Source organism: Haladaptatus sp. HS23 (assembly GCF_056892285.1).
This window is the reverse complement of the sequence record NZ_JBXGLH010000001.1, coordinates 339,968-364,950: the sequence shown is the minus strand read 5'-3', so window position 1 is coordinate 364,950 and position 24,983 is coordinate 339,968. Positions and strand designations below refer to the sequence as shown.

Here is a 24,983-nt window from a genome sequence, read left to right as displayed (position 1 = left end):
TATGAGTAACAGAAACGGCTGGCAACCCCAGACCCGTCTCGGCCGCAAGGTCGTCGAGGGCGACATCGAGACGATGGAGGAGGCGCTCAACTCCGGGCTTCCGCTCAAGGAGCCGGAACTCGTCGACCAGCTCCTCCCCGGTCTCGAAGACGAAGTGCTGGACATCAACATGGTCCAGCGCATGACCGACTCCGGTCGGCGGGTGAAGTTCCGCTGCGTCTGTGCTATCGGCAACCGCGACGGCTTCGTCGGCTACGCGGAAGGTCGGGACGATCAGGTCGGTGGTGCCATCCAGAAGGCTATCGAGATCGCAAAGCTGAACATCATCGACGTTCCCCGCGGCGCAGGGTCGTGGGAGGACCGAAGCGACCGACCGCACTCGCTCACCCACCGGACGACCGGCAAGGCGGGCAGTGTGGAAGTCGAACTCATCCCGGCACCCGCCGGACTGGGTCTCGCGGCGACCGACACCGTCCGCAAGATCCTCGAACTCGCGGGTATCGAGAACGCCTGGACGAAGAGCCACGGCAACACGCGAACGACGCTCAACCTCGCCAAGGCGACGTACAACGCGCTGGAGAACGCCTCCCAAGCGCGCGGCCCGCGGGCCCGCCCCGACGAGGAGCCGGAGGTGGCTGACTGATGGAAGCAGTCGTCCAGATTCGCGGTGAGGTCAACATGGACCAGGACGTCCGTGACACCCTCTCGATGCTCAACATCCACAAGGTGAATCACTGTGCGCTGGTCCCGGAATCCGAGACCTACCGCGGAATGATCACCAAGGTCAACGACTTCGTCGCCCACGGGGAACCAGACCAGGACGTTCTGGAGACGGTTCTCTCGAAGCGAGCGCAGCCGCTCGAAGGCAGCGACGAGGTGGACGACGAGTGGATCGCAGAGAACACCGACTACGACGATATTGCCGACCTCACGGGTGCGCTCCTCGACGACGAGACGACGCTCCGTGAGCAGGGCCTGACGCCCGTCCTCCGACTCCACCCACCGCGCGGCGGACACGAGGGCATCAAACACCCCACGAAAGAGGGTGGCCAGCTCGGCAAACACACGACTGAGGAGATCACGACGCTCCTCAAGGCGATGCGATAACCATGACGAGCAAGAAACGACGCCAGCGTGGCTCGCGGACGCATGGGGGCGGAACCCACAAGAACCGCCGTGGTGCCGGACACCGTGGTGGTCGCGGACGCGCCGGTCGCGCCAAACACGAGTTCCACAACTACGAACCGCTCGGAAAGCACGGGTTCTCCCGACCCGAAGACTCACAGGAGACGGTCCTCACCGTGTCCGTGCAGAAACTCGACGAAGACGCCGCGCTCTACGCGGCCGAGGGAGTCGCCGAGGAGACCGACGACGGCTACCAGCTCGACGCACGCGACGTCGTCGACGACGGCTGGGACGTCGACGCCGTGAAGGTACTCGGCAGCGGTCAGGTTCGCAACAGCCTCGACGTCACCGCGGACGCCTTCTCGGCGAGCGCGGTCGAACTCATCGAGGAAGCCGGTGGCGACGCCGTGCTGAGCGAACGTGCCCAAGAAGAGGAGTTCGGCGGAAGCGACGACGAAGACGACGCGGAATAACCCCGTTCGTCGGCCGTATTTTTCGGTGCGTTCTGCCGACCAGTGACGACGATGTCTCGGGTTAAATTTTCTGATAGTTGCAATAGACACCGTGAAGAAAACCGGTATTCCCGTGCCGACGAAGGGCGAAAACGCGAAACCGTATTGTGTAGCCGTCTCCGTACTTTATCCTATCTATTTCCCTCGTGACGCGAGTCGAAGGAGATACATGTAGGGAGGTTCGAATTGGAGTTGAACATGGGTTGGAAAGAGACTGCTGAACCAGTCCTCACACGAATGCCCGCCGTTCAACGTCCGGAGGGACACATACCCTTCAAGCGAAAGCTGACGTGGACGGCAGGCGTGTTACTGCTGTATTTCTTCCTGACAAACGTCTTCCTGTACGGAGCGAACCAAAGTGCTGATATCTTCGGCCAGTTCCGCTCGCTCCTCGCCGGTGGACAGGGAACAGTCCTGCACCTCGGTATCGGACCGATCGTCACTGCGAGCATCGTCTTGCAGTTGCTCGGCGGTGCGGACCTGTTGGGACTGGATACCAGTGACCCACGCGACCAGGTCCTCTATCAGGGCCTGCAGAAGCTGTTGGTCGTCGTGATGATATGCCTGACCGGTCTCCCGATGGTGTTCATCGGAGGCTTCCTCCCCGCCGACCCAGCCGTCGCGAAGAGCCTCGGTATCGGCATATTTGGCGTCAAATGGCTCATCTTCGCCCAGATATTCGTCGGCGCGATCCTCGTCCTGTTCATGGACGAAATCGTCAGCAAGTGGGGTGTCGGGAGCGGTATCGGACTGTTCATCGTCGCCGGTGTCAGCCAGCGCCTCATCGGTGGTCTCATCTCGCCGCAGGGAGTCGGCTCCAGCGTCGGTCTCATTCCGCAGTGGATCGCCATCGCGACGGGAACCGCGGAGAACGTCTCCCTCTTGACCTCGAGCGGGATTCAGTACATCCTGTTCGGTGGGGGGCAACTCGTCGCGCTCGCGACGACGATACTCATCTTCGTCATCGTCGTGTACGCGGAGAGTGTCCGGGTCGAGATTCCGCTGAGTCACGCACGGGTGAAAGGTGCCCGTGGTCGCTTCCCCGTGAAACTCATCTACGCGAGCGTTTTGCCGATGATCCTCGTCCGCGCGCTGCAGGCGAACATCCAGTTCCTCGGGCGCATCCTGAACCAACAACTCGGAAGTCTGCCCGCGTGGCTCGGCACTTACGGGTCGAACGGCTATCCGACCGGAGGGTTGTTCTACTACTTCGCGCCCATCCACAGCCCGAACGATTGGATGTGGTGGGCGGGCGGTGCCGGTGGCCACGCGGCGTGGCAGGTCCTGCTCCGCGTCGCCATCGACCTCGGATTCATGGTTATCGGGGGGGCCATCTTCGCCATCTTCTGGGTGGAGACGGCCGACATGGGTCCCGAAGCGACCGCAAAGCAGATTCAGAACTCCGGGATGCAGATTCCGGGATTCCGTCAGAACACGGGCGTCATCGAGAAGGTGATGGAACGCTACATCCCGCAAGTCACCGTCCTCGGCGGCGCGCTGGTCGGCCTGCTGGCCGTCCTGGCGAACATGCTCGGCACCATCGGTGGCACCTCCGGTACCTCGCTGCTGCTCGCCGTCTCCATCACGTACAAACTGTACGAGGAGATAGCGGAGGAACAGTTGATGGAGATGCACCCGATGATGCGCGAGATGTTCGGCGGCTGACGAACACTCCGTGAAATCTTTTTAGCACGGGCCACAGTGGCCCGTGCAAGGACAATCGACGGGACGACATCGGTGCCCCAATCGTTTATTACGACCAAAACAAGTCCAACGAGGCGATGACGGTCGATATCCACCCTGACAGCGGAAATCGAGTAGAGTAGTCGCTGTCTCAGCAAGTACCAGTAACTACTAAACGCTGTCATAGAAAGTTTGTTCGTATGAAGACCGAACATAGGATCTATGTTGGGACTTCGAACGATCTCTCTGAAATCGATGACGACGAAGTAGAACTCATCGTCACTTCTCCACCGTACCCGATGATCGAGATGTGGGATGACCTCTTCTCGTCGCTCAACCCCGATATCGAGGGCACTCTCGATAGCGGCGACGGTCGAAAAGCCTTCGATTTGATGCACGAGGAATTGAACAAGACGTGGGACGAAGTCGACCGTGTCCTCGTGGACGGTGGCATCGCTTGCATCAACATAGGAGACGCTACACGGAAGGTCGACGATAGTTTTCGAGTCTATCAGAACCACGCCCGTATAACGGAATACTTCGACGGGATGGGGTTCGAGCCGCTGCCTGATATTCTCTGGCGGAAGCCGACGAATTCGGCTGCGAAGTTCATGGGAAGCGGGATGCTTCCGCCGAACGCCTACGCGACGCTCGAACACGAGTACTTGCTCATCTTCCGTAATGGCAAGGACAGTCGGGACTTCGCCGCGGGAACGGATGTGCGGTACGAATCCGCCTACTTCTGGGAAGAGCGGAACGAATGGTTCTCGGATATTTGGGACGGTATCAGGGGTACGTTCCAAACGCTAGACAATGCCGACAAGGAACTTCGGGACCGTTCAGCGGCGTATCCGTTGGAAGTCCCGTACCGTCTCATCAATATGTACAGCGCGTACGGTGACACCGTCTTAGACCCGTTCTGGGGGACAGGGACGACTTCGCTCGCGTCGATGATTGCCGGGCGGAATTCCGTTGGATACGAACTGCAGGAGAAATTCACGGATGTATTCGACGCCGAAGTTGACGAAGTGAAGGACCTCGCTTACAGTACGGTTTCCAAGAGAATTCGCCGCCACGAAGAGTTCGTCGAGCAACGCTTGGAGGACGGAAAGGACTTCAAATATGACGCGGAGAACTATGATTTCCCCGTGACGACGAAACATGAGAAGCCGCTTCAGTTCTATACTATCGACCGCGCTGAGCAGTCGGAGAACGGGTACGAGGTGGTGCATTCTCCATACAGCGAATCAGAGCCGTTCGACGCTGAAACGGACCGTCGACGAGAGCAATCTACGCCCGGAAGCCGATTCGAGTAATCCCCTTTTCTCCGTCCAGATTGGCACCGAACGGCGGATAATCGCCGACGAAACGCAATTGAAACAGTTACTCGAAAACTCGTTTCGAAACGCTGTGGAACACGACCCGTCGGGAACGACCATTCGCGTCGGCGAACTCTCGGATGGATTTGTCATCGAGAACCCGGTGGGTTCGTGCGATTTGTGATATACACTGTTGGGATACCTCCCTCACTGACGGGTACCCATCGTCCCCTTCGACTGGTGACACGGGAGACGTTCGGCGGATATCCTCGCTCCCTGTAGACCCGATTCCACGTGTCCTTTTGCCGTCACGGGTGGACGTCTCGATGGACACGACCGTCCGTCACAGTCGAAAGCCACGGAACCTTCTTACTTCGTGACGAGGATGAACGAAACATGGAATCGGAATCCGTGTTTCGCGCCCGCCTTCGGTCCGCGATAGCGGAGTGTATCTCCGCTCACGACACTCCGTTCGTGACTCCGCTCGAAGAATCGTCCGACGGGGAACTCCTCGTTCCCTCTCCTCGCCGCGACGGCATCGTCTTCGAAACCGTACGAGCGGATGTCGACCCCCACTCGCCCACGGTGATACGGGGCGTCCGGCAACGCGCTCGCAACCTCGGCGCGTCCGCGTTCGTCACGGCCAACGAAACCGACGCCTTCCTGTTCTGCGGTTCCGAACCGGACGCCGACACGGACGTTTCGGATTTCGACCGGCGGTGGTACGACTTGCGCACGCTGTCGGCCACGACGTTCAGCGAACGGGTACTCGCCGACGCGGTGGGACTGCAAGACGGCGACGAAGCGTCCGGGAACGACGAGGAGTTCGTCGTCGGCCGTTGCAGGAGTTTTCACGCCAGCCTCGTTCCTCGGTACGAGTCACGCATCAGAGAGGAGTTCGCGGACGACGACGAATTTCGCGGTTCGTTGCTGTCGTGGGCACGGGAAAACGACTATTCGGTCACCCGGCCGGAAATCGAGGAGACGTTCCGAACCGTCGCCCGACGATGCGCGTATTTATCGATGGCTCGCCTCGTCTTCGCGGAACGAGGGCGGAGGGACGGCGGAACGGACGATAGAGAAGTCGGGTCCGTTTTCGCGGAGATGTCGGCTACTCCGGGGCGTTCCGGTCCGTTCGATACGATTCCGACCGACGAGGAGACGAAAGAGCGCTTGCGTGCGTTCGCGGCGAGCATCGAAGGGGAATCGCTTTCGACGGTCGAACGCGACATCGTCGGACGGATTTACGAACGACTCATCCCAGACGACGAACGGACGGCGTTCGGACAGTTCTACACGCCGGACGAAATCGGACGACTGCTCGCCGGATGGGCTATTCGCTCGTCGAACGACCGCGTTCTCGACCCGGCGAGCGGCACCGGTTCGCTCACCGTCCACGCCTACGACCGATTGGACGAGTTGGGTTCCCGTTCGCAGTGCGAACTTCGTCCCCGACTGACAGCCGTGGATATCAACGAGGTGCCGTTGCAACTGACGGCACTAAACCTCGCGTCCCGGAACGGTTACGAACCGACCGACGAGGGCGTCGTGTACCACAGCGATTTTTTCGACCTCGACCCGGACGATATCGGAACGTTCGACGCGACGGTTGCGAACCCGCCGTACGTCAGGCAGGAGGTCCTCGCCGCCGACCGTGCACATTTTCGGGACCATCTCGAACGGTTCGGCCGCGACTCGGGGAGTGCCTACGCCGACGGCGAGAAGGAAATCGACGGTCGAAGCGACCTCTACTGCTATTTCCTGACCCACGTCACGAATTTTCTCCGCGAAGGCGCGCGATTGGCGTGGGTCGTTCCGACGAAGTGGATGAGCGCCGATTACGGTCCCTCGTTACAGGAGTTCCTCTACGACCACTACAAGGTCGAAGCAGTGGTCGGGTTTCGGAACCGACTGTTCGAGGACGCGCTCGTCGATACGGTGTTGTTGCTGTTGGAACGGACGGACGACGTGGAACCCCGACGAAACACGGAGACGAACTTCGTTCGCATCAACGAGCGGATGGACCCGGAGGATGCCCTCGCCGTTATCGACCGAACCGAGGGCATTCGGGACGGCGCGTACCTGAAGATTCGCGGGGAGTCGAGCCATCGGACCATCGCCGTCCGGCAGTCGCATTTAGAAACCACGCTCGGCGAGAAAATCCAGCGGTACATCACCGCGCCCACGCTCTATACGGCGGTCATCGAACACGACGCGACCGTTCCCCTGTCCGACGTCGCAACGATAACCCGCGGAAAGAAGACGGGTGCCAATCCGATTTTCATCCTCGACGCCGACGAGGTCAGGTCTCGAAACGTCGAACGACGGTTTCTCCGCCCCGCCGTGAAGAGCGTTCGAGAAGTCGATGGCTACGAACACACGACGGACGACGCGGAACGATGGATGCTCGACATGGCCGACTACGTGAAAGGCGTCGTGTCGGACTCCGGCACCACAGAAACGGGCGCGCGGACAAACGAACGCGACCATCGGGCTCTCGTCACCTCGTCGCTCGAACGGGACGGCTACGACGGCGTTTCGTCCTACCTTCGCTGGGCGTCGACCCAACCGTCCCGAACGAACGCGTCGCTTGCGAACAACGACCCGTGGTTCGACATGGGGTCGTTGGACGCGAAGACCGCGCCGATCGTCTGCCCGCAAGCGATGGATACGCGGCGGCGTTTCCTCCGTACCGACGCGAACGTCGTCGCAAGCAACCGATTTCTCCTCGTTCGCCCGAAAGACACCGATTCGACGCTCCTGCTCGGCCTGCTGAATTCCAGCCTCTCGAAAATCGTCGTGGAGAGCCACGGCAGAGTCACCGGCGGTGGCGCGGTGAACCTCTCCGGTTCCGACCTTCGGAGCCTCCACGTCGTGGACCCGACGGCGCTGACGGAGAAACAACGTACCGCAGTACGGAACGGCTTCGAGGCACTCACTGTGGGCGACGAGGGAGGGCGAACCGTCATCGACGGCGTGGTCATCGACGTACTGGGTCTCGACGTCGACGCTGAAAAGCTCGCGGAGATCGCCCGAACGGTGAAGGAAACCCGTCGGGCGAAAGGGACCGCTGTCGAACCGCTGATTCGGGAATTGGACGCACTCGACGGTGACGTCGAGATGGAGTTCGGCGAGTGACTGGTTTCCGATGTCGTCGGATTGATTTATACCATCTCCCGTCGTTTTTCCGGCATGAATCGGCAACGCGGATTTCTACTGTTCCTCATCGTCGTTTTCGGTCTCCTCTCAGTCCTGCTCGTCAAACCGTTTCTCCAGTACGTGCTGGCGGCGATTCTCCTCAGCTACATCCTCCGTCCGATTCAAATCCGGTTCGAATCTCGGGTCAGTTCCCGCATCTCCGCGCTCTCGCTCATCGGAATAACCACGCTCGTCGTCATCGTCCCCGTCGTCGCCATCGCGGCCATCGCGGCCCAACAGGCCGTTACGCTCGTCAGGGCCATCGTCCGAGGCGACCCGCAGTTCGCCGAACTTATCGCTCTCGTCGAACAGTACACCGGCGTCACCATCCACGGACGCACGTTACAGGAACTGCTTCCCGCGGGAAGTTCCTCGCGGTTGCTCGAAAACGCGCTCGGTATCTTCGGCGGCGTCTCGAACGCGCTCATCGGTCTCACCGTGATGGTGTTCGTGCTCTACTATCTCCTCACGGACGGCGACGAACTCGTCGCGTGGATCCGTCGCTGCACACCGCTCCCCGACGACGTGCAGGACGAACTGTACTCCGAGATGGACCGCGTTATGTGGGGCGTGTTGGTCGGCAACCTCCTCGTCGCGGTCGTACAGGGGATTCTGACCGGAATCGGCTTTGCAATCGCGGGGGTTCCGGGCGTGGTGTTCTGGACCGTCGTCACGACGGTGCTCTCCTTGCTCCCGCTCATTGGTGCGTCCGTCGTCTGGCTCCCCGCATCGCTCTTCTTATTCCTCGTCAACCGGCCGGTTGCGGCGGGGTTCCTCTTCGTCTACGGAACCCTCGTTATCAGCCTCTCGGACAACTACCTCCGGCCGCTAGTGAGCGGACACGAAGCGAAACTGAACCCCGGCATCCTCGTCGTCGGTATCTTCGGCGGCGTCTACGTGTTCGGCTTCATGGGATTGTTCTTCGGACCCATCGTTCTCGGCATCTTCCGGTCGCTCGTCACCGTCTTTGCCCGCGAATACGCGGAGTAGCACGCAGTTCGTCCGTTTCGTCGCCGCTCTGCCCACCCACCCTCACGCTTCCTCGACTGAATTGTTCGAGCGGACGTTCCCCGACGAGGACTTCGAAACGACGACTCCTCGTCGATTTCCGTCCCCTCGGTTTCCAGCGATTCGGTTCTCGTCGCTCGAAATGAGGAGGATTCCGGTGTCGCTACTGTCCACGACCCGATTGTGAACGATCGAGTTGCGATCGCTCGCCCGCAATCGGACGCCGACCGGATTTCCATCGGCGTCGTTCGCTTCGACGGTGTTGTTCTCCGCGCTGTCCGCGAGATACACGCCGTAAAACCGGTTCGTGACGCGGTTCTCACGGATTCGATTGTCGCTGGCCGCCGAGAGCCAAATCCCGGCGATGTGGTTTCCGGTCGCGACGCCCTCGCGGACGACGTTTCCGTTTGCACCCAACAGGGCGACACCGTACTCGTTGCCGCGGGCGACCGTTCCGGTGACGGTGGTTCCGGTCGCCTCCACGAGTTGCACGCCGACCAAGGCGTTCTCGTTCGCCGTCGTGTTCCGGAGCGTGACGTTCGAACTGCTCCCGACGAGGAAGACGCCCGCCACGGCGTTCGAACGGGCGACGTTGTTCACAGCCCTGCTATCGCGGAACGACACGAGCGACAGACCGACGCGGTTTCGCGCCGTCGTCGTGTTCGCCACGAGGGAGCGGCGGGTGCCGACGAACCGGACTCCGTCGTCCCAGTCGGTCGCTTCCACGTTCCGTACCGTCACGTTCGACCCGCCCTCAACGCGGACGCCGGTGGTACCGAAATCGCCGACGCCGTCGACGCGGTGGCCGCGCCCGTCGACGGTCACGTCGCTCGCGGTCACGCGGAGGCAGGTATCTGCCGTCGCGTTTCGAACGTCCGCAGTGAGTGCGTAGCGACCGGGGGACGAAATCGTCCGACAGGAGTCGATTTCGGTCTCACCCGTCCCCTGTTGTCCCGCCGCGATTCCGATGGCCGAATCGGGGGCCACTGCAGCGAGTGTTCCGCTGGCTGTCGAAACGACGAGGCCCCCGACCAGCACGGCGATGAGCGAAACGGCGACCCGGGGCGGCAGTTCGACGCGCATGGACGAACGTCGCTCCGCTCACGGTTCGTTATTTACCCGCCACTTCCCGATAATCACCCGTTGCGTTCCGGTTGTCGTCACAACCGACGTTGGAATACCGTCCGTCCCTTCGATCACGGTTGCAACCGCTGGAGGAGCGGTATCTCCCCGACCTTTTCGTCCGACAGCGCGTCCCAGTCGATACCCTCCGGTCGTTCGAACGCGGTGTCGGTCCGAGTCACTCGCTCCGGCGTCACCACGACGTCCATGGGAACGTCGTGTGCCTCGACCGCCGGTGCTTCCTCGACGACCTGTACTTCGTGTACCGTCGTGACAATCGTGGTCTCCTCGTCCACCGACCCCAACGCCCGAAGCACGGCGAATTCGAGGTCGCTGTACCCCTCCCCCTTCCCGACGCGGGCACCGTCTTCCGTCGCTGCGACGCTGCCGGAGACGACGAAATCGACGTGCGGCATCTCGTCCGGAGCGACCGGTTCGGCGTAGCCGTCCATCTTCGACACCGTCGCGGCAGCGTCCGTGTCCTCGATTTCCGCCGGGTCGAGCTTCATGAACGGCTTTTCGTCCCGAAGGCGGGGTTGGGCCATGTAGACGACCTTTCCCTCCCGCAAGGCTCGTCGCCGAACCGGCAACTGGGGTGCGTCCGGGTTCGCCTTTATCACCGACGCGTTCTGCCATTCGGGGAGTTCCGCGAGTCGGTCGGCCGCGTCCCGAGCGCCCGCGAAGTTCGGAATCCGGCCGTGCGGTGGGAACGGAAACCGAGCGATGCCCTCCTCCTCCAACCGCGTCCAGATTCGGTCGCGGAGGTCGTCTTTGTCCATGGCTGGAGTGGTTCCTCACGGGGCCTTCAACGCAACGCTTCGACCCCATGTCACGGAGGGTTCCGGAACGTATCTCGGAACCGTAAAGCGGGTAAAAACAGGGCGATTCGTTCGGTCTACCCGGCGATATCGAGTATCTCGTCGGTGATATTCTCCTTTTCCTCGTAGAACGTCCCATGACCGCATTCATCGAATCGAACGAGGTCCGTGTTCTCGATGCCTTCGTCGAGCACTCTGCCCGTGATTTCGAACGGACAGACTTCGTCCTCGACACCGTGACAGACCTTAGTCGGCACCGTGATGTCGGCCAGTTCGTCCCTGAGGTCCTCGTCTCGGAGCGATTCGCCCGACTTGGCCGTCGCGTAGCCCGACGCCTCCATTCCGAGGCCCCAGAGCCAGTTCAATATCCCGTCGCTCGGACGGGTATGAAACAACAACTCGCCGAATTCGGCGTTTATCGCCGCTCGGTCGTTCCGCGTCCCCTCGACAAACGGCTTCAGGTCGTCGTCGGACAGCCCCTCCGGGAAGTCGGGTTTCTCCGTGAGGCATGGACTCGCCGCGCTGAGCAGGGCAAGCTTATCGACGTGAGCCTCGTCGTGGCGGCTCATGTAGTGCGTCGCCACCCCGCCTCCCATCGAGAACCCGACGAGTGTCGCGTTCTCGATATCGAACGCTTCGAACACGCTCTTCAGGTCGTCGGCGAAGCGGTCATAGCTGTAATCGCCGTACGGCTTATCCGATTTGCCGAACCCGCGTAGGTCTACCCCGAGACACCGGTAGCCCGCATCGAGCAGCCCTTCGTACTGGTACTCGAACATCCGGTGGTCCACCGGCCACCCATGGACGAGGACGATGGGATCACCGGCCCCCACGTCTCGAATGAACAGTTCTGTTCCGTCGTCGGTCTCTACTCGTGTCATGGCAAACCGTGGTTGCTACTGGCACGCTATTAAGCGTGTTAGCCGCACCGATGGGTCGGTGCCAGTTCGAGTCGAACCCTCCCCGTCGATTGCACCCGACTACTCCCGTCACGGACCGACCAGTACGCACCCGAGCGTTCAAATCCGTCGCGTCCCAACGAAACGTGTGATTCGACTGCGGGACGGAATTCACATCGAGACTGACAGAACCATCGTCGCGGATTCCAAAAGCGCCGTGGGCGACGTGAACTTCGTGAGTCACGCCCACGCCGATCACACGTTTCGGAGGACTCCCGAGACGGTGCTCTGTTCGGCCGAAACCGCCGCGCTCGTTCGGGCCCGAACGAGCGCGAAATTCGAGTTCACCGAATCGGTGCCGGGCATCGAACTCCTCCCGGCGGGTCACGTCGTCGGGTCGCGAGCGGCGCTCATCGAGGCCGATCGTCGGTATCTGTACACCGGGGACTTCTCGACGCGGGATAGACTGTACCTCGACGGGTTCGACCCCGTCCCAGCCGACGTGTTGGTGATGGAGACGACCTACGGCGACCCGCGGTATCGTTTCCCGTCGCAGGGCGAACTGGAGGACGAGATATGCGATTGGCTGACCGACCACGACGAACCGCTGTTCCTGTTCGGTTATTCGCTCGGCCGCGCACAGAAACTCCAACGTCTCGCCCGTCAGGCGACGAATCGTCCAATCGTCGTCAGCGACGCGATTCGGAAAGTGAATGCAGCGATCGAGGCGACGACGGAGGTTACCTTCGACGCGGAGCCGTTCGAGACGAACGGGCTTTCGGGCGACGAAATCGTCGTTCTCCCGTCGAACCTCTCCCGAACCGACTGGGTACGAAACCTCGTCGAGCGTGTCGGCGGGTCGATGGTCGGGTTCTCCGGGTGGGCGGTCAGGAGTTCGTATCGCTACCGCGGGGGGTACGACGCGACGTTTCCGCTGTCGGACCACTGCGATTTCGACGAACTCGTCTCGACCGTGGAGGCGGTGGACCCCGACGTCGTCTACACGCAGCACGGCTTCGCCGACGAGTTTGCGGGGCACCTCCAGAAGCTCGGATACGACGCTCGTCCGTTGATGCGTCATCAGCGGTCGCTCCTCGATTTCGGAAGCGAGTGACTACGACGGGTAGTGTTCGATTTCCGGGAGACACACCCTGCTTCCAGGGTCGTATTTGGAACAATACTTATCGGCCGTATTGTGATACTTATCGGCCGTATTGTGATACTTATCGGCCGTATTGTCGCCACTTCCGTCCACGGATTCGGCGGAAAGGGTCACATTCCGTTTCACAGGTGGGAGATAACAAAGCTCGTAGTTCGCGTCCCACCGTGTCGTGTTCAGCCTCCGACGACTGCTCGCCAGCGTGGTCGCACTCCTTCTCGTCGTGAGCGTACTCTTCGTCGCGACGCTGGGCGTCTGGCCGCCCGCGTACACGGTCATCAGCGGAAGCATGTCCCCACACGTCAACACGTCCGACGTGGTCGTGGTGATGGATAAAAACCGCGTGACGCCGCCCGACAGCCGTGGCGGTGTCGTCTCCGCACGGAACGGGAAAAAGGACGGGTTCGAGACGCTCGGCGGTCCGGGTAACGTCCTCGTCTATCGACCCCACGGAAACGAGTCGGCGATTCCCGTCCTGCATCGGGCGCGGTTCTGGGTTTCCGCGGGGGAAAACTGGTACGACGAGGGCAATCCGGCGTATCTCGCGGGTGCCGACGACTGTGCCGAACTGCGGAACTGCCCGGCCCCGCACGCAGGGTTCATCACCAAAGGGGACGCGAACGGCTACTACGACCAAGCCGTCGGCATCTCCTCGCCGGTTCGCTCGGACTGGATTCTCGGCGTGGCGGTGGCTCGCGTTCCGAAATTAGGGGAGCTATCGCCGTCGCTCGCTCACTCTTCGCGGAGCAGTGCGACGCTCAGCAGCTTCCCGCCGCCGCAGACGGTCGATTCGCGGGTGAGCGCGTACAGGACGCCGTCACGGTCGGTTTCCACGTTCTGGCGCACCTCGTACGTCGCCGGGTCGTATAGGGTTCCGATGCGCTCTCCGGCCTCGACGGGGTCGCCGAGTTCGTGATCCGATTCGACCACGAACAGCCCGGAGTCGGCGGCATCGACGCGACCGAGGTGATTGCGTGCGAGTACCTTCTCCCCGTTTTCGATGGGTGACGCCGAAAGAATCCCCAACTGGCGACAGACGTTGACGACGCCGGTCAACCCGGTTTCGACGGCCTGTTCGACGATTTCCTTGTTGTGTGCGAGTTCCGGCGTGATGGATGGAATTCCTTCGCGCGTTGCCGCGACGCGGAACTTGCCGCCGAAGTTTCGCTCCGACCACTCCACGTTCGCGTCGTCACCGGCCTCTTCGGAGAGGAGGAGGTCGGTCCCGAACGCCTCGGCCAACTCGCGTGACTCCCGGTCGCCCTCCATGAAGACGACGTGGGTCATCATGTTCGGACTGCCCGTGTGGAGGTCCACGATGGCGTCCGCCTCGCTGGCGAACTCCCAGAGGGTCGCCGCCATGCGCTCGTGGAGCGTCCCCTCCTCGTCCCCTGGCCAGACCCGGTTCATGTTCGGGTTGATACTGTCTAGCTGTTCGGGCGTGGTGTACGACACCCGGTCGAACGTGAGCGGGTCGGCGACCGGCACCGCGACGATTCGACCGGCGAGGCGCTCCGTGTCGAGTTCCTCGTGAAACCGGCGAAGTACTTCGCTGCCGTTGACTTCGCGTCCGTGCTGTGCCGCCTGTATGTAGAGCGTCGGGCCGTCTTCGGCCCCTTCGTAGGTGTGAATCGTCGTTTCGAGTTCGACGCCCGACGGAAGTCGGGCCAGCGTGACACGTTCCGCAGTGTGTCCTAGCATTGGGTGCAGGGCTGTTTGGGAGACACTATCAATCTAGCGAAGTTCGTCGGCTCGGTTTCCGATGGTTTCGGACGGGTATCAGATACTTATATAAATATTTGCGCCATCGAGTGAAAGTGTCGGACGCCATCTTTTAGCCCTCTCACCGTGTCGATTCGAGCGATGTACTCGCGGGAACATCTCCTCATCGGCGCGGTCGTCTCCGCCCTGTTGCTCGTTCCGCTTTCGAATCTGTTCGGTCCGCCGCTTTTGGCCGCCCTGTTCGTCTACGGCGTCCTGCTGAGCGTCTTCATCGACTTGGACCACTTCGTTCTCACGCGATTCGAGACGGAGAGTTGGCGACACCTCCGTGCGTGTCTGTCGAATCCGGTCGACGCCTTCGGCGACCAAGATTGGGTGTTCGAGGACGTGGACAGCGCGGAGTTAGAACACATGCGCATCCTCTCGCACGTCGCAATCGGCGGCGTCCTCGTGGCTATCTTGGTCGTCCTCTGGCCGCCAGTCGCCGTCTTCACCGCCGTCCTCCTCTACTTCCACGTCCTCGCGGACCTTCTCCGGGACAACGGCGTCGCCTAATCGAAACAGCCGTATCCGCACCGGAGAGGCGCTGAAACGATGGAAGAGGCGATGTATCCACGATATTGGAAACAAATCTTTTGAACACACCCGATGTTGAATTCGGTGGAGAGATTTACGATGACATCCATCTACGAGCGGTTGGAAGACGGTTTGGAGGAGAAAGGGGAGATAATGATAAAACTCGCCGGCGGCGAGGAACTCGAACTCCACACTCACAACGTCGAGTTCGAGGAGGACCCGTTCATTCGCATCGACGCGGACGACGAAGTCCACTGGGTCGACGCTTCCAAAATCGCCCACTACTGGATTCACGAGGAACTGTAGCGCTTGGCTGTCATAACGATGAGTAGAAACCGTTTCGTGCGCTGAAACGGCTCTACCCGGTTCTTCCGATGAAAACAACCCTTGTAACAATCATTCATGACAATGTTCGCTAACGATTGCGGTAGAACTTTCCTTACTGGAATACGAAGTGAGACCGATGGACCATAGTTCGACCGAGGCGGAAGCGGAGGGCGGTTCGACGGGAGACGGTTCCGTCGAGACCGAACTCTCCCGCGACATGAGCCTGTTCGACATCACGTTTATCGGTGTCGGTGCGATGATAGGGGCGGGTGTGTTCGCCCTGACGGGGTTCGCGGCCGGTATCGCCGGCCCGGCCCTGACCGTCGCGTTCATCATCAACGGGTTCGTCGCGATGTTCACCGCCGTTTCGTATGCGGAACTCGGCGCAGCGTTCCCCGAGGCCGGTGGTGGCTATCTCTGGGTGAAAGAGGCACTCGTCGACCCGAACGGTTTCTACGCCGGGTGGATGAGTTGGTTCGCCCACGCGGTCGCCTGTGCGCTGTACGCCGTGACCTTCGGGACCTTCTTCGTGGAGTTCATGCGAATCGGATTCGGCCTCCCGGACGAGTTCGCCTTGTTGGGCTTCATTACGCCCGTCGTGGCAGAGAAGGGTCTGGCGGCGTTGGTCGTTATCGGGTTCGCGTACATCAACTTCCGTGGTGCCGAAGAGACGGGGAAGGCTGGCGTCATCGTGACCGGTATCAAGGTCGTCATCCTCGGCATCTTCGTCGCGTTCGGATTGACGACGACGTTCAACAACCCGAACTGGACGGCGAAGTTCCTCGACAGTCCGAGTTTTGCTCCCCACGGTTTCGTCGGCATCCTCGGCGCGATGGGGTTCACCTACATCGCCTTCGAGGGGTACGAAATCATCGTTCAATCCGGTGAAGAGGTCGTCAACCCCGGAGAGAACGTGCCGAAAGCCGTCTTCTATTCGATGGCTATCGTCGTTCCGATTTACGTGTTGGTCGCGTTTGCGGCCATCGGCGGAATCACCCCGACGGCCGAACTCGTCAGCCAGGCCACGGGTGTCAGCGGGTCGGCAGCGAGCGTCCCGACGTGGGCTTTGCTCGGCGGACTCGGCGAACTCGGAATCATCGAGGCGGCGGGACAGTTCGTTCCGTACGGCGCGTTCCTCCTGCTGTTCGCCGGACTCGCGGCTACCATGAGTGCGCTGAACGCGACGGTGTATTCGTCCAGTCGTGTCTCGTTCGCGATGGGGCGTGACCGCGCGCTTCCCGCGTTCTTCGACCGGATTCACCCCGACAAGCGGACGCCCCACTGGGCAATTTTGCTCTCGGGCGTCCTCATCATCCTGATGGCGATTTCCCTGCCGATAGAGAGCGTCGCGGCGTCGGCGGACATCATGTTCATCCTGCTATTCGTGCAGGTGAACTGGACAGTCATTCGGATGCGCCAGACGCACCCCGACCTGCCGCGTACGTACAAGGTCCCGTATATGCCGTGGCCGCCGCTCATCGGTATCGGCCTGCAGGTCCTGCTCACGCCGTTTCTCATCTACGAACTCGGACTGGAACCGGGACTCACCGGACAGAACTCACACGGGTTCGTGGCGCTCATCACGACCGCGGTCTGGATGATAATCGGGTTGGGCGTCTACTACGGCTACTCCAAGCAGAAGGAGGCGGAACAGATCGAGGAGGAGACGCCGACCGTCGTCACCGAGCGTGTCCCATCGGAGGCCGACAATCAGATCGTCGTCCCCATCGCCAACCCCGAGAGCGCGCCGCAGCTTATGCGCACCGCGACCAACATCGCACGCGACCGAAACGGCGAAATCCTCGTCATGAGCATCGTCACGGTGCCACAGCAGACGCCGCTGTCCGAGGGTCGGAACTTCATCGACGACCAGCGCGAGGTGCTGGACGAGGCGATGGCTATCGCCGAGGACCAGGACGTCCCCGTTAGCGGGACGATTCGCATCGGTCACGACGTGGGGAAGGCCATCCTCAACACCGTCGAACAGTACGACAGCGACGCGGTTCTCCTGGGATGGAAGGGACAGCACAAGAGCCAACGACGTGACATCGTCCTCGGTAGCAACGTGGACCAAGTCGTTCAGAACGCCGACTGTGACGTGTTGGTCGAGCGTATCGGACCGGACGAGGGTGCGGCCAAGTCCATCCTCGTCCCGACGGCGGGTGGCCCGCACGCCGAACTCGCGGCCGAGGTGGCGGACAACATCGCCCACTCCAACGACGCCACCGTGGAAATCGTCCACGTCGTCAGTCCCGACGCGAGCGAGAGCGAGCGCACGGACGCACAGAAGGTACTCGACGATGCGAAGGCGGAGTTCAGCGACGAGACGACGGTAATGACGGAGATGCTGACCGGCGACGACGTCATCGACACCATCGTCGAACGAACCGGCGAACACGACCTGACCATCATCGGCGCGACCCGCGAGGGACTGCTTCAACAGTTCGTCTTCGGTGCGCTCCCAGAACAGGTCGGATGGCGCTCCAAGAGCACCATCATCATGGCAAAGCGCAACCTCGGCATCACGTCCCGGCTTTCGCGCTGGCTACGTTAGAACACCGTCGTTCGTTTCGTTTTACGGGTTACAGGACGCCTCTTGGAAGAACCGCTCGGTCAGCACTTCGCTCACGAGTTCGACCAACGCGTCGTCCCGGTCTTCGAGCGCGCCGAACAGTCCGAGCGGAATCTCCCCGCCCGCCATCGCCTGATGCCCGCCGACGCTTCCCATGTCGTCGAACGCCGTTAACAGGAGATCACCGGCGTGAATCCGCGGGTTTCGGGTTCGTGCGCTCAGATGCACCGTCTCGTCGATGATGCCGAAGACGAGGGTCGTCGAGACGCCTTCGAGGTTGAGGAGGTAGTCGGCCGCTTGCGGGAGCGTGTCCCGTTCGGTGGTTCGCCCGGCGTGCGAAGCGAGGTGTGAACCCCTGACGATGCGGTTTTGAATCGTGTCTGCGATGGAATCGAGCGTCTCGTGGGTGAACAACGAATCGGAGAGACGACGGAGGAGGTTCACGTCCGCGTGCGGATGCAGATGTCGGGCGTTCGTGTATTCCGCTTCCGTCGCGTCCCGGGTGAATTCGAGCGTCTCCCGTCGAATTCCGAACAGCAGGGCCGTCGCCAATCGCGCGTCGATTTCGACGTCGAGTTCCAGTAAATACTCCGTCAGCATGGACGCCGTCGCGCCGACGTGTTCGCGGTGGTCCACGTGCGTCCCTTCGATGTCCTCGTTCGGATGGTGGTCGATGACGATGTCGGGGACGTGTTCGACGGGAACGCAGTTGTTCTGTCCCGGAACCGCGTGGTCCACGAATCCGACGAGGTCGGTCGAATCGAGGCACTCCTCGGTGAAGGGACGCAGGGTCACGTCCAACAGGTTGACCATGGCTCGGTTTTGCTGGTGTGTTATCTCGCCGCCGTAGTAGATGTCGATTCGGGAAACGTCCGCTGACTCCGCGATGGCGGCGAGTGCGAGCGCGCTGCTGATGCTGTCCGGGTCCGGGTTGTTGTGACAGACGACCGCGAGCGAGTCGGCACCGCCGAGGACGGAGAGCAACGAATCACACCGGTCGGTCGGCCGTAAGTGGGGCGTATCGAGGGACATCGTTCGTCGTGGGTTCACGACCGTACACCGCTGTCGAGAACGTGAAACGGAACATCGAGGACGAGGACCGTAGTTGTTATTGATTATATTTTTGACACCAGTGGCTTCAGCGTCGCCCTACCGCCGACGAACGGAACGGTATCTTCCCCCTTCGCACGAAGCAACGGCAAGAAATCACCCGATACGGGCGTTCTCGTCGCCGTTTCGGGGTTCGGTTCGCCCCGGAACTCGTCGTGCGAAGCGGAACGATACCTTCTCGGTGGAGAGGCACACGAGAAACGAACGAACGTATGCGAATCGTCATCGTCGGCGCGGGTGAGGTCGGGTCGTCCATCGCGGCTAGCCTCTCCGATACGCACGAAGTCGTGGTCGTGGACCGGGACGGCGAACGAGTGGAATCGCTCACGTACACGCTCGACGTCCTCCCGATACAGGGGGACGGCACCTCGCTCGACACGTTGCGGGACGCGGGTATCGAACGCGCGGACATGGTCATCGCCAGCACCGACGACGACGAGACGAACCTCGTCGTGTGCGGGACGGCGAAGACCGTGGACGACCCGTTCACCATCGCGCGGGTGAAGAAGGTCGATTACCTCCAGACGTGGGAGAACGCGAAAGCGGGGGCGTTCGGCGTCGACTTTTTGGTATGTACGAACCTCCTGACCGCGACGGACATCGTCCGCGTCATCGGCCTTCCGGCGGCGCGCGACGTGGACCCGTTCGCCGGCGGAAAAGTCCAGATGGCGGAGTTCGAGGTACGGGGCGACAGTCCGCTGGCGAATCAGACGATTCGACAGGCCGACCGGTTCGACTCCCTCACCTTCGCCGCCATCATTCGGGGCGGCGACGTGGACATCCCGCGCGGGGAGACGGTCATTCAGGCCGACGACAAGGTGGTCGTCATCGGGAGTCCCGAGAGCGTCCAGCGGTTCGCCATGGAAGTCGCACCCGAGGAGGTACCCAGTACGGACAAGGACGTGGTCGTCATCGGCGGGAGCGAAATCGGATTCCACACCGCTCGACTGCTCGAAAACCGCGACCTCAGCCCGCGACTCATCGAGCAGAACCCGACCCGCGCCCGGACACTCGCCGAGGAGTTACCGGGAACCGTCGTCATGGCGAGCGACGCCACGGATACGGATTTCCTGGTGCGAGAACACGTGGACGAAGCCGACGTGGTCGTCGCGGCGCTGGAAAACGACGAGAAGAACCTCCTCGTGTCCCTGTTGGTTCGCCAACTCGGTGCCGAGCGGTCAATCGCCATCGTCGAGAACACGGAGTACGTCTCCCTGTTCGAGACGGTGGGCATCGACGTGGTGATAAACCCGCGCGAGGTCACGGCGGAGGAGATAACCCGGTTCACCCGCGAGGAGCGCGCCGAGAACATCGCCCTCATCGAGAACGACCGCGCGGAAGTGCTCGAAATAGAAATCGACGGCGACAGCGTCCTCCTCGATAGACCCATCAGCGAGGGCGTCGCCGACCTCCCCGACGGGGTCGTCATCGGCGCGATAACCCGGAACGGGGAGTTCATCGTCCCGCGCGGCGACACGACGGTGAAACGCGGCGACCACATCGTGGTGTTCGTCCATCGAGACGTGGTCGCCGAGGTGAGCGCCGCGCTATGACCCTTCGCGTCGATTGGCGGGCCAGCGTCAGCCTCGTCGGAACGGTCGTGAAGTGGCTCTCCGTCCCGCTGGTGTTCCCGTTGCTCGTCGGCTTGTACTACGGGGAGGGTATCGGAACCTTCGTCACGACCATCGCCATCGCCGTCGCCGTCGGGTGGTCGCTCGAACGGGTCGACCCGGACCCCGACCTCGGCGCGCGGGAAGGGTTCTTAATGGTCGCACTGACGTGGTTCGCCGTGTCGATCGTCGGTGGTCTCCCCTACGTCATCGCCGGAAACGACGTTTCGTTGCTGAGCGGGTATCCGTACATCGCCGTCACGTCGGGACCATCCACGCTCGCACATCCCGTCAACGCGCTGTTCGAGAGCATGAGCGGGTTCACGACGACCGGTGCGACGGTGATGGGCGATATCTCGTTCGAAACGCACTCCCGCGCGCTGTTGATGTGGCGGCAGTTGACCCAGTGGCTCGGCGGGATGGGAATCGTCGTCCTCGCCGTGGCGATTCTGCCGGAACTGTCCGTCGGGGGCGCACAGTTGATGGACGCGGAAGCGCCCGGTCCCGGCATTCAGAAGCTCACCCCGCGAATCGCGGAGACGGCCCGGGCGCTCTGGAAGGCGTATCTCGGCATCACCGCCCTCGAAATCGTCCTGCTGTTCGGCCTCCACGTTCTCGGGAAGGTGCTCGGGATGCCAATTGCGCCGGGCATGACGTTCTACAACGCCGTAGCGCACGGATTCACGACGATGGCGACCGGGGGGTTCTCCCCCGAAGCACGGAGCATCGAGGCGTTCTCCGCCGTCGTTCAGTGGGTCATCGTCCCGTTCATGATCGCGGCAGGGACGAACTTCGCGCTCTTCTGGCACGTCCTGAACGGAAACCCGCGACGGCTGTTCGAGGACGTGGAGTTCCGGTTTTACATCGGCATCTTGGCAGTCCTCTCCGCGATTCTGTCCGTCCTGTTGTACACCCATCAAGGGCTGGTGTTCGTCCCCAACGGCCCGCCGGTCGCCGGGAACATCGAATCGTCGATTCGTCACGCCACCTTCCAACTCATCTCCATCGTCACGACGACGGGGTACGCGAGCATGGACTTCAACACGTGGAACAGTTCCGCCCAGTACCTCATGCTGACCGCGATGCTCATCGGCGGATGTGCGGGTTCGACCGGCGGTGCCATCAAAATCGTTCGCTGGCTCGTCATCCTGAAATCGTTCCGTCGGGAACTGTTCACGAACGTCCACCCGGAGGCGGTCCGTCCGGTTCGACTCGGCGGTCGGGCGCTCGACGAACGCGCGGTTCGCGGTATCTACGCATTCACGCTCCTCTACGTGGTCATCTTCCTCGTCGCCACGCTCTTCCTCTTCCTCGACATCGAACGGACCGGGCCGAACATCAACACGCTCGAAGCCATGAGCGCCATCGCTTCGACGCTCGGGAACGTGGGTCCGGGGTTCCAACTCGTCGGCCCGATGAACAACTACCTGCCCTTCTCGAACGGCGCAAAACTGCTCATGGTCGTTCTGATGTGGGTCGGACGGTTGGAAATCTTCCCGGTGTTCGTCCTGCTGACGGGCGCGTACTGGCGGTCGTAGTCGTTCCGATAAACGGTGACGGTCGGGTACGGCTACCCGAGGAGACGTTCCCGAACCGACCGCTTTCGTTCCTTCTCCGCGAGCAGGACGGAACAGTCCACGTCGTCCACGATGTCGAGCGCGAGCGACCCTCGGAAGAGGCGCGCGAGGAGTCCCTCCTCCGTCGCGCCGATGACGAGCAGCGAACAGTCGGCCGCCGCGCGTTCGATGGCCGCTTCCACGTCGTCCGCTTCCACGACGACGAAATTCGCGTCCGTGATGTCGTGGTCACTCGCCCAGTCGGCGAGGAACTCCTCGCCCGCTTCCCGGGACTCGTCCGTGACGTGGAGGAGCGAGAGTTCGGAGCCGTACTCCGCTTGCAGCATCTGTGCGATGGCCGCGCTGAGTGCGGAGTCCGGTCCACCCGCGGTGGGGACGAGTACGCGACTGGGGTCGAATCCGCGATTTCGGAGGACGACGACGTCGCAGGGAAGCCCGTTCGTCAGTTCGTCGAGGGCGCTCTCGGCTCGCCCGGGGGACCCGTGGCTGTCCTCTCCCCATCCCATGACCACGAGGTCAGCGCCGTGGCTTTGGGCCGCATCGAATATCTCCTCGAACGAACGATGTGAGAGGATGGTATGGGTTTCGACGGGGACGCCGAACGTCTCGGCGTCGTTCCGCGCCTGTTCGAGGAGGTCCGCCGATTCGGCGTCCAGTTCCTCGACGTGCGCCGCGCCGCTGGCGAGCGGCGTCTGGTCCGGCACTTGGACGATGTGCGTCGCGACGACCGTTCCTCCGCGTTGGCTCGCCACGGCGCTGGCGAGCGAGATGAGGTCCGTCTCGTGTTCGGGATTGGCCAGCGGCACCATCACTCGGTAGTCTCCGCCGTCCGGCTTTACCGACGACGCGGCGGAGACGGCCGGTTCGGGCATACCGTCCGGTCGGCTGAGGACGTAGTCGGTGAGGACGCCCTGTTTCTCCGTTTTCCCGCGAGCGTACAGGAAGTACCACCCGACCGCGCCGGCGACGAAGACGACGGCGAGCGGGATTTCGGACGTCATGAACCCGATGAGACCGAAAGACGTGATGGCCCCAAGAACCGGGGTGTACGGGTACAACGGCACGCGGTATTCCGGGTCGTAATTCTCCGTGTCGGCCTCCCGCATCACGATGAGCGCGACATTGAGCAGCCCGTAGATGACGAGGTGGAGGACGCTTCCGGCCTTGGCGAGTACCTCCACGTCGCCGATGACGACGAACAGGAGGATGAGACCGCCCGTGACGCCGATGGAACGGTACGGGGTGCTGAACCGGTCGTGGATGTCGTTGAGCCAGTTGCTCACTATTTTGTCCCGACCCATGGCGAAGTTGATGCGCGAGGACGCGAGAATCGAGGCGTTCGCGCTGGAAGCCGTCGCGAGCAGGCCGCCGAACGTGAGCGCCGCCGCCCCGGCGGACCCCATCAGCATGCTCGCCACTTCGACCACCGCGGTGTCGTTGTTCGCCACGACGTCGAGTTCGACCACGGAGAGGAGTACCAACAACACCAGCGCGTAGATAATCGTCACGATGACGACGCTCCCGATGACGGCGCGCGGGAGGTTCTTGCCGGGGTTCTGAATCTCCTCGCCGACGGACGTGATTTGGACGAAGCCGAGGTACGAGACGAAGATGAGCCCCGTCGTCGGCAACAGCGGCGTGATGCCGTTGGGCGCGAACGGTCGAAGCGTCGAGAGGTCGGCGTGGAACGCGCCCACGATGGAGAACACCGTCAGAATCCCGACGAGCGTCACGACGATGATGTTCTGCAGTTTTCCCGTCTCCTTCGCGCCGACGTAATTGACGAGGACGAACAGCAAGCCGGCCACTAACGCGCCGAGCTGTGCGGGCGAGAGGAAGCCGACTGACGGCACCGACAGGAATTCGGTGACGTACTGGCCGAAGCCCAACATGTAGAAGGCCGAGGCGAACGCCAACCCCATCCAATTACCCCATCCCGCGATGGATCCGAACAGCGGGCCGAGAGCGTGATTGATGTAGTAGTACGCGCCGCCCGCCTTCGGCATCGCGGTGCCGAGTTCGCTCGCGGAAAAGGCAGTCAGCACCGCGACGACGCCGCCGACGATGAACGAGAGGATGACGAGCGGTCCGGCCTCCGCGGCGGCGACGCCGGGAAGGACGAAGATTCCCGCGCCGATCATGGTTCCAACGCCGATGGTGAGCGCGGCGAGCGGGCCGAGGTCTTTCGCGAGTTCCTCGTCCGCCATCAGTTAGTCTCCGTGTCGGGAAGGACGATTATCGGTCGGTCCGTCTCCATGACGAGCGTGTGCGCCACGTCCCCCGTGAGCAGTTGTATCCATCGACTGCCGCTCCGCGGCGAGAACACGATCGCCGTCGCGTCCACGTCGTCCGCCACGTCGAAAATGGCCTCGGCGACGTTCGTGCCGTACGTGAGTTCCGTTTCGACGGGAATTCCGGCGGCGTCACAGCGGTCCGAGACGACGGAAAGTATGTCCGCCGCCCGTTCTTCGCGCTGTTCGACCGACGCCTTGTCGGGAACCCCGCCGCCCTTTTCGACGACGTGAACCGCGACGACGCGGCCGCGGGCATCGGCAACGTGGTCGAGCGCCACGTCACAGGTCGTTTTCGCGTCCTCTTCGCTCGCAACCGGGAGGAGGATTCGTTCGAACAGCCCCGTCATGTGAC

20 protein-coding genes are annotated in these 24,983 nt (G+C 62.1%); 13 read left to right on the top strand and 7 right to left on the bottom strand.

The window, feature by feature from the left end; genetic code table 11:
* The first annotated feature begins 1 nt into the window (after nucleotide 1).
* The 7 genes from AC1XDK_RS01920 to AC1XDK_RS01890 all read left to right on the top strand — a co-directional run bounded on the left by AC1XDK_RS01920 (nucleotide 2) and on the right by AC1XDK_RS01890 (nucleotide 8,827).
* Complete coding sequence (locus tag AC1XDK_RS01920; protein ID WP_231185218.1) at nucleotides 2–643, top strand: 30S ribosomal protein S5; 642 nt, start codon at nucleotides 2–4, stop codon at nucleotides 641–643.
* A complete protein-coding gene (rpmD, locus tag AC1XDK_RS01915) occupies nucleotides 643–1,107 on the top strand; it encodes a 50S ribosomal protein L30 (protein WP_483348087.1) in 465 nt (154 codons plus the stop codon). Before AC1XDK_RS01920 ends, rpmD begins: the two co-directional genes overlap by 1 nt.
* Nucleotides 1,108–1,109: 2 nt before the next feature.
* Entirely contained in the window at nucleotides 1,110–1,598 is a 489-nt protein-coding gene (locus tag AC1XDK_RS01910) for an uL15m family ribosomal protein (RefSeq protein ID WP_483348086.1), read from the top strand.
* A gap of 237 nt (nucleotides 1,599–1,835) precedes the next feature.
* The gene (gene secY / locus AC1XDK_RS01905; protein ID WP_483348085.1) at nucleotides 1,836–3,302 is read left to right on the top strand and encodes a preprotein translocase subunit SecY; all 1,467 of its coding nucleotides are present in this window, start codon (nucleotides 1,836–1,838) and stop codon (nucleotides 3,300–3,302) included.
* A gap of 218 nt (nucleotides 3,303–3,520) precedes the next feature.
* On the top strand, nucleotides 3,521–4,636 hold the full coding sequence (locus AC1XDK_RS01900) for a DNA-methyltransferase (RefSeq protein ID WP_483348084.1): 1,116 nt from the start codon (nucleotides 3,521–3,523) through the stop codon (nucleotides 4,634–4,636).
* Between the two features lie 399 nt (nucleotides 4,637–5,035).
* Nucleotides 5,036–7,777, top strand: a complete 2,742-nt coding sequence (locus tag AC1XDK_RS01895; RefSeq protein WP_483348083.1) for an HsdM family class I SAM-dependent methyltransferase — start codon at nucleotides 5,036–5,038, stop codon at nucleotides 7,775–7,777.
* A 54-nt stretch (nucleotides 7,778–7,831) separates the two neighbouring features.
* Nucleotides 7,832–8,827 (top strand): AI-2E family transporter, encoded by a 996-nt coding sequence (locus AC1XDK_RS01890; RefSeq protein ID WP_483348082.1) that lies wholly within the window; start codon nucleotides 7,832–7,834, stop codon nucleotides 8,825–8,827.
* A gap of 42 nt (nucleotides 8,828–8,869) precedes the next feature.
* Here the strand turns inward: AC1XDK_RS01890 and AC1XDK_RS01885 are convergent, their stop codons facing one another.
* The 3 genes from AC1XDK_RS01885 to AC1XDK_RS01875 all read right to left on the bottom strand — a co-directional run bounded on the left by AC1XDK_RS01885 (nucleotide 8,870) and on the right by AC1XDK_RS01875 (nucleotide 11,666).
* Nucleotides 8,870–9,928, bottom strand: coding sequence for a right-handed parallel beta-helix repeat-containing protein (locus tag AC1XDK_RS01885; protein WP_483348081.1), 1,059 nt, complete (start codon nucleotides 9,926–9,928; stop codon nucleotides 8,870–8,872).
* 113 nt (nucleotides 9,929–10,041) lie between these two features.
* On the bottom strand, nucleotides 10,042–10,746 hold the full coding sequence (locus AC1XDK_RS01880; protein ID WP_483348080.1) for a 5-formyltetrahydrofolate cyclo-ligase: 705 nt from the start codon (nucleotides 10,744–10,746) through the stop codon (nucleotides 10,042–10,044).
* A 116-nt stretch (nucleotides 10,747–10,862) separates the two neighbouring features.
* Entirely contained in the window at nucleotides 10,863–11,666 is an 804-nt protein-coding gene (locus AC1XDK_RS01875; protein ID WP_483348079.1) for an alpha/beta fold hydrolase, read from the bottom strand.
* Between the two features lie 58 nt (nucleotides 11,667–11,724).
* On the opposite strand from AC1XDK_RS01875, the gene AC1XDK_RS01870 reads away from it, so the two are divergent.
* Entirely contained in the window at nucleotides 11,725–12,798 is a 1,074-nt protein-coding gene (locus AC1XDK_RS01870) for an mRNA cleavage and polyadenylation specificity factor-like protein (protein WP_483348078.1), read from the top strand.
* Between the two features lie 777 nt (nucleotides 12,799–13,575).
* On the opposite strand, the gene AC1XDK_RS01865 is transcribed toward AC1XDK_RS01870, so the two are convergent.
* Nucleotides 13,576–14,544 carry a succinylglutamate desuccinylase/aspartoacylase family protein gene (locus AC1XDK_RS01865; RefSeq protein WP_483348077.1) on the bottom strand — a complete coding sequence of 323 codons (969 nt, stop codon included), beginning with the start codon at nucleotides 14,542–14,544 and terminating at the stop codon, nucleotides 13,576–13,578.
* A gap of 162 nt (nucleotides 14,545–14,706) precedes the next feature.
* Between AC1XDK_RS01865 and AC1XDK_RS01860 the strand changes: the two genes are divergently transcribed.
* The 3 genes from AC1XDK_RS01860 to AC1XDK_RS01850 all read left to right on the top strand — a co-directional run bounded on the left by AC1XDK_RS01860 (nucleotide 14,707) and on the right by AC1XDK_RS01850 (nucleotide 18,022).
* Nucleotides 14,707–15,120: a hypothetical protein gene (locus tag AC1XDK_RS01860; protein ID WP_483348076.1), complete on the top strand. Its 414-nt coding sequence runs from the start codon at nucleotides 14,707–14,709 to the stop codon at nucleotides 15,118–15,120.
* A 120-nt stretch (nucleotides 15,121–15,240) separates the two neighbouring features.
* On the top strand, nucleotides 15,241–15,447 hold the full coding sequence (locus AC1XDK_RS01855; protein ID WP_483348075.1) for a hypothetical protein: 207 nt from the start codon (nucleotides 15,241–15,243) through the stop codon (nucleotides 15,445–15,447).
* A 157-nt stretch (nucleotides 15,448–15,604) separates the two neighbouring features.
* Nucleotides 15,605–18,022, top strand: a complete 2,418-nt coding sequence (locus AC1XDK_RS01850) for an amino acid permease (protein WP_483348074.1) — start codon at nucleotides 15,605–15,607, stop codon at nucleotides 18,020–18,022.
* A gap of 21 nt (nucleotides 18,023–18,043) precedes the next feature.
* Here AC1XDK_RS01850 and AC1XDK_RS01845 read toward each other — a convergent pair whose 3' ends face one another.
* Nucleotides 18,044–19,072: a DHH family phosphoesterase gene (locus AC1XDK_RS01845; RefSeq protein ID WP_483348073.1), complete on the bottom strand. Its 1,029-nt coding sequence runs from the start codon at nucleotides 19,070–19,072 to the stop codon at nucleotides 18,044–18,046.
* Between the two features lie 290 nt (nucleotides 19,073–19,362).
* Between AC1XDK_RS01845 and trkA the strand changes: the two genes are divergently transcribed.
* A complete protein-coding gene (trkA, locus tag AC1XDK_RS01840; RefSeq protein WP_483348072.1) occupies nucleotides 19,363–20,703 on the top strand; it encodes a Trk system potassium transporter TrkA in 1,341 nt (446 codons plus the stop codon).
* Entirely contained in the window at nucleotides 20,700–22,298 is a 1,599-nt protein-coding gene (locus AC1XDK_RS01835; RefSeq protein WP_483348071.1) for a TrkH family potassium uptake protein, read from the top strand. The genes trkA and AC1XDK_RS01835 overlap by 4 nt, the downstream gene beginning before the upstream one ends.
* A 32-nt stretch (nucleotides 22,299–22,330) precedes the next feature.
* Here the strand turns inward: AC1XDK_RS01835 and AC1XDK_RS01830 are convergent, their stop codons facing one another.
* Together AC1XDK_RS01830 and AC1XDK_RS01825 are read right to left on the bottom strand one after the other, a co-directional pair.
* The gene (locus AC1XDK_RS01830) at nucleotides 22,331–24,544 is read right to left on the bottom strand and encodes an amino acid permease (RefSeq protein ID WP_483348070.1); all 2,214 of its coding nucleotides are present in this window, start codon (nucleotides 24,542–24,544) and stop codon (nucleotides 22,331–22,333) included.
* Nucleotides 24,544–24,978 (bottom strand): universal stress protein, encoded by a 435-nt coding sequence (locus AC1XDK_RS01825; protein WP_483348069.1) that lies wholly within the window; start codon nucleotides 24,976–24,978, stop codon nucleotides 24,544–24,546. Before AC1XDK_RS01825 ends, AC1XDK_RS01830 begins: the two co-directional genes overlap by 1 nt.
* Nucleotides 24,979–24,983: the final 5 nt, after the last annotated feature.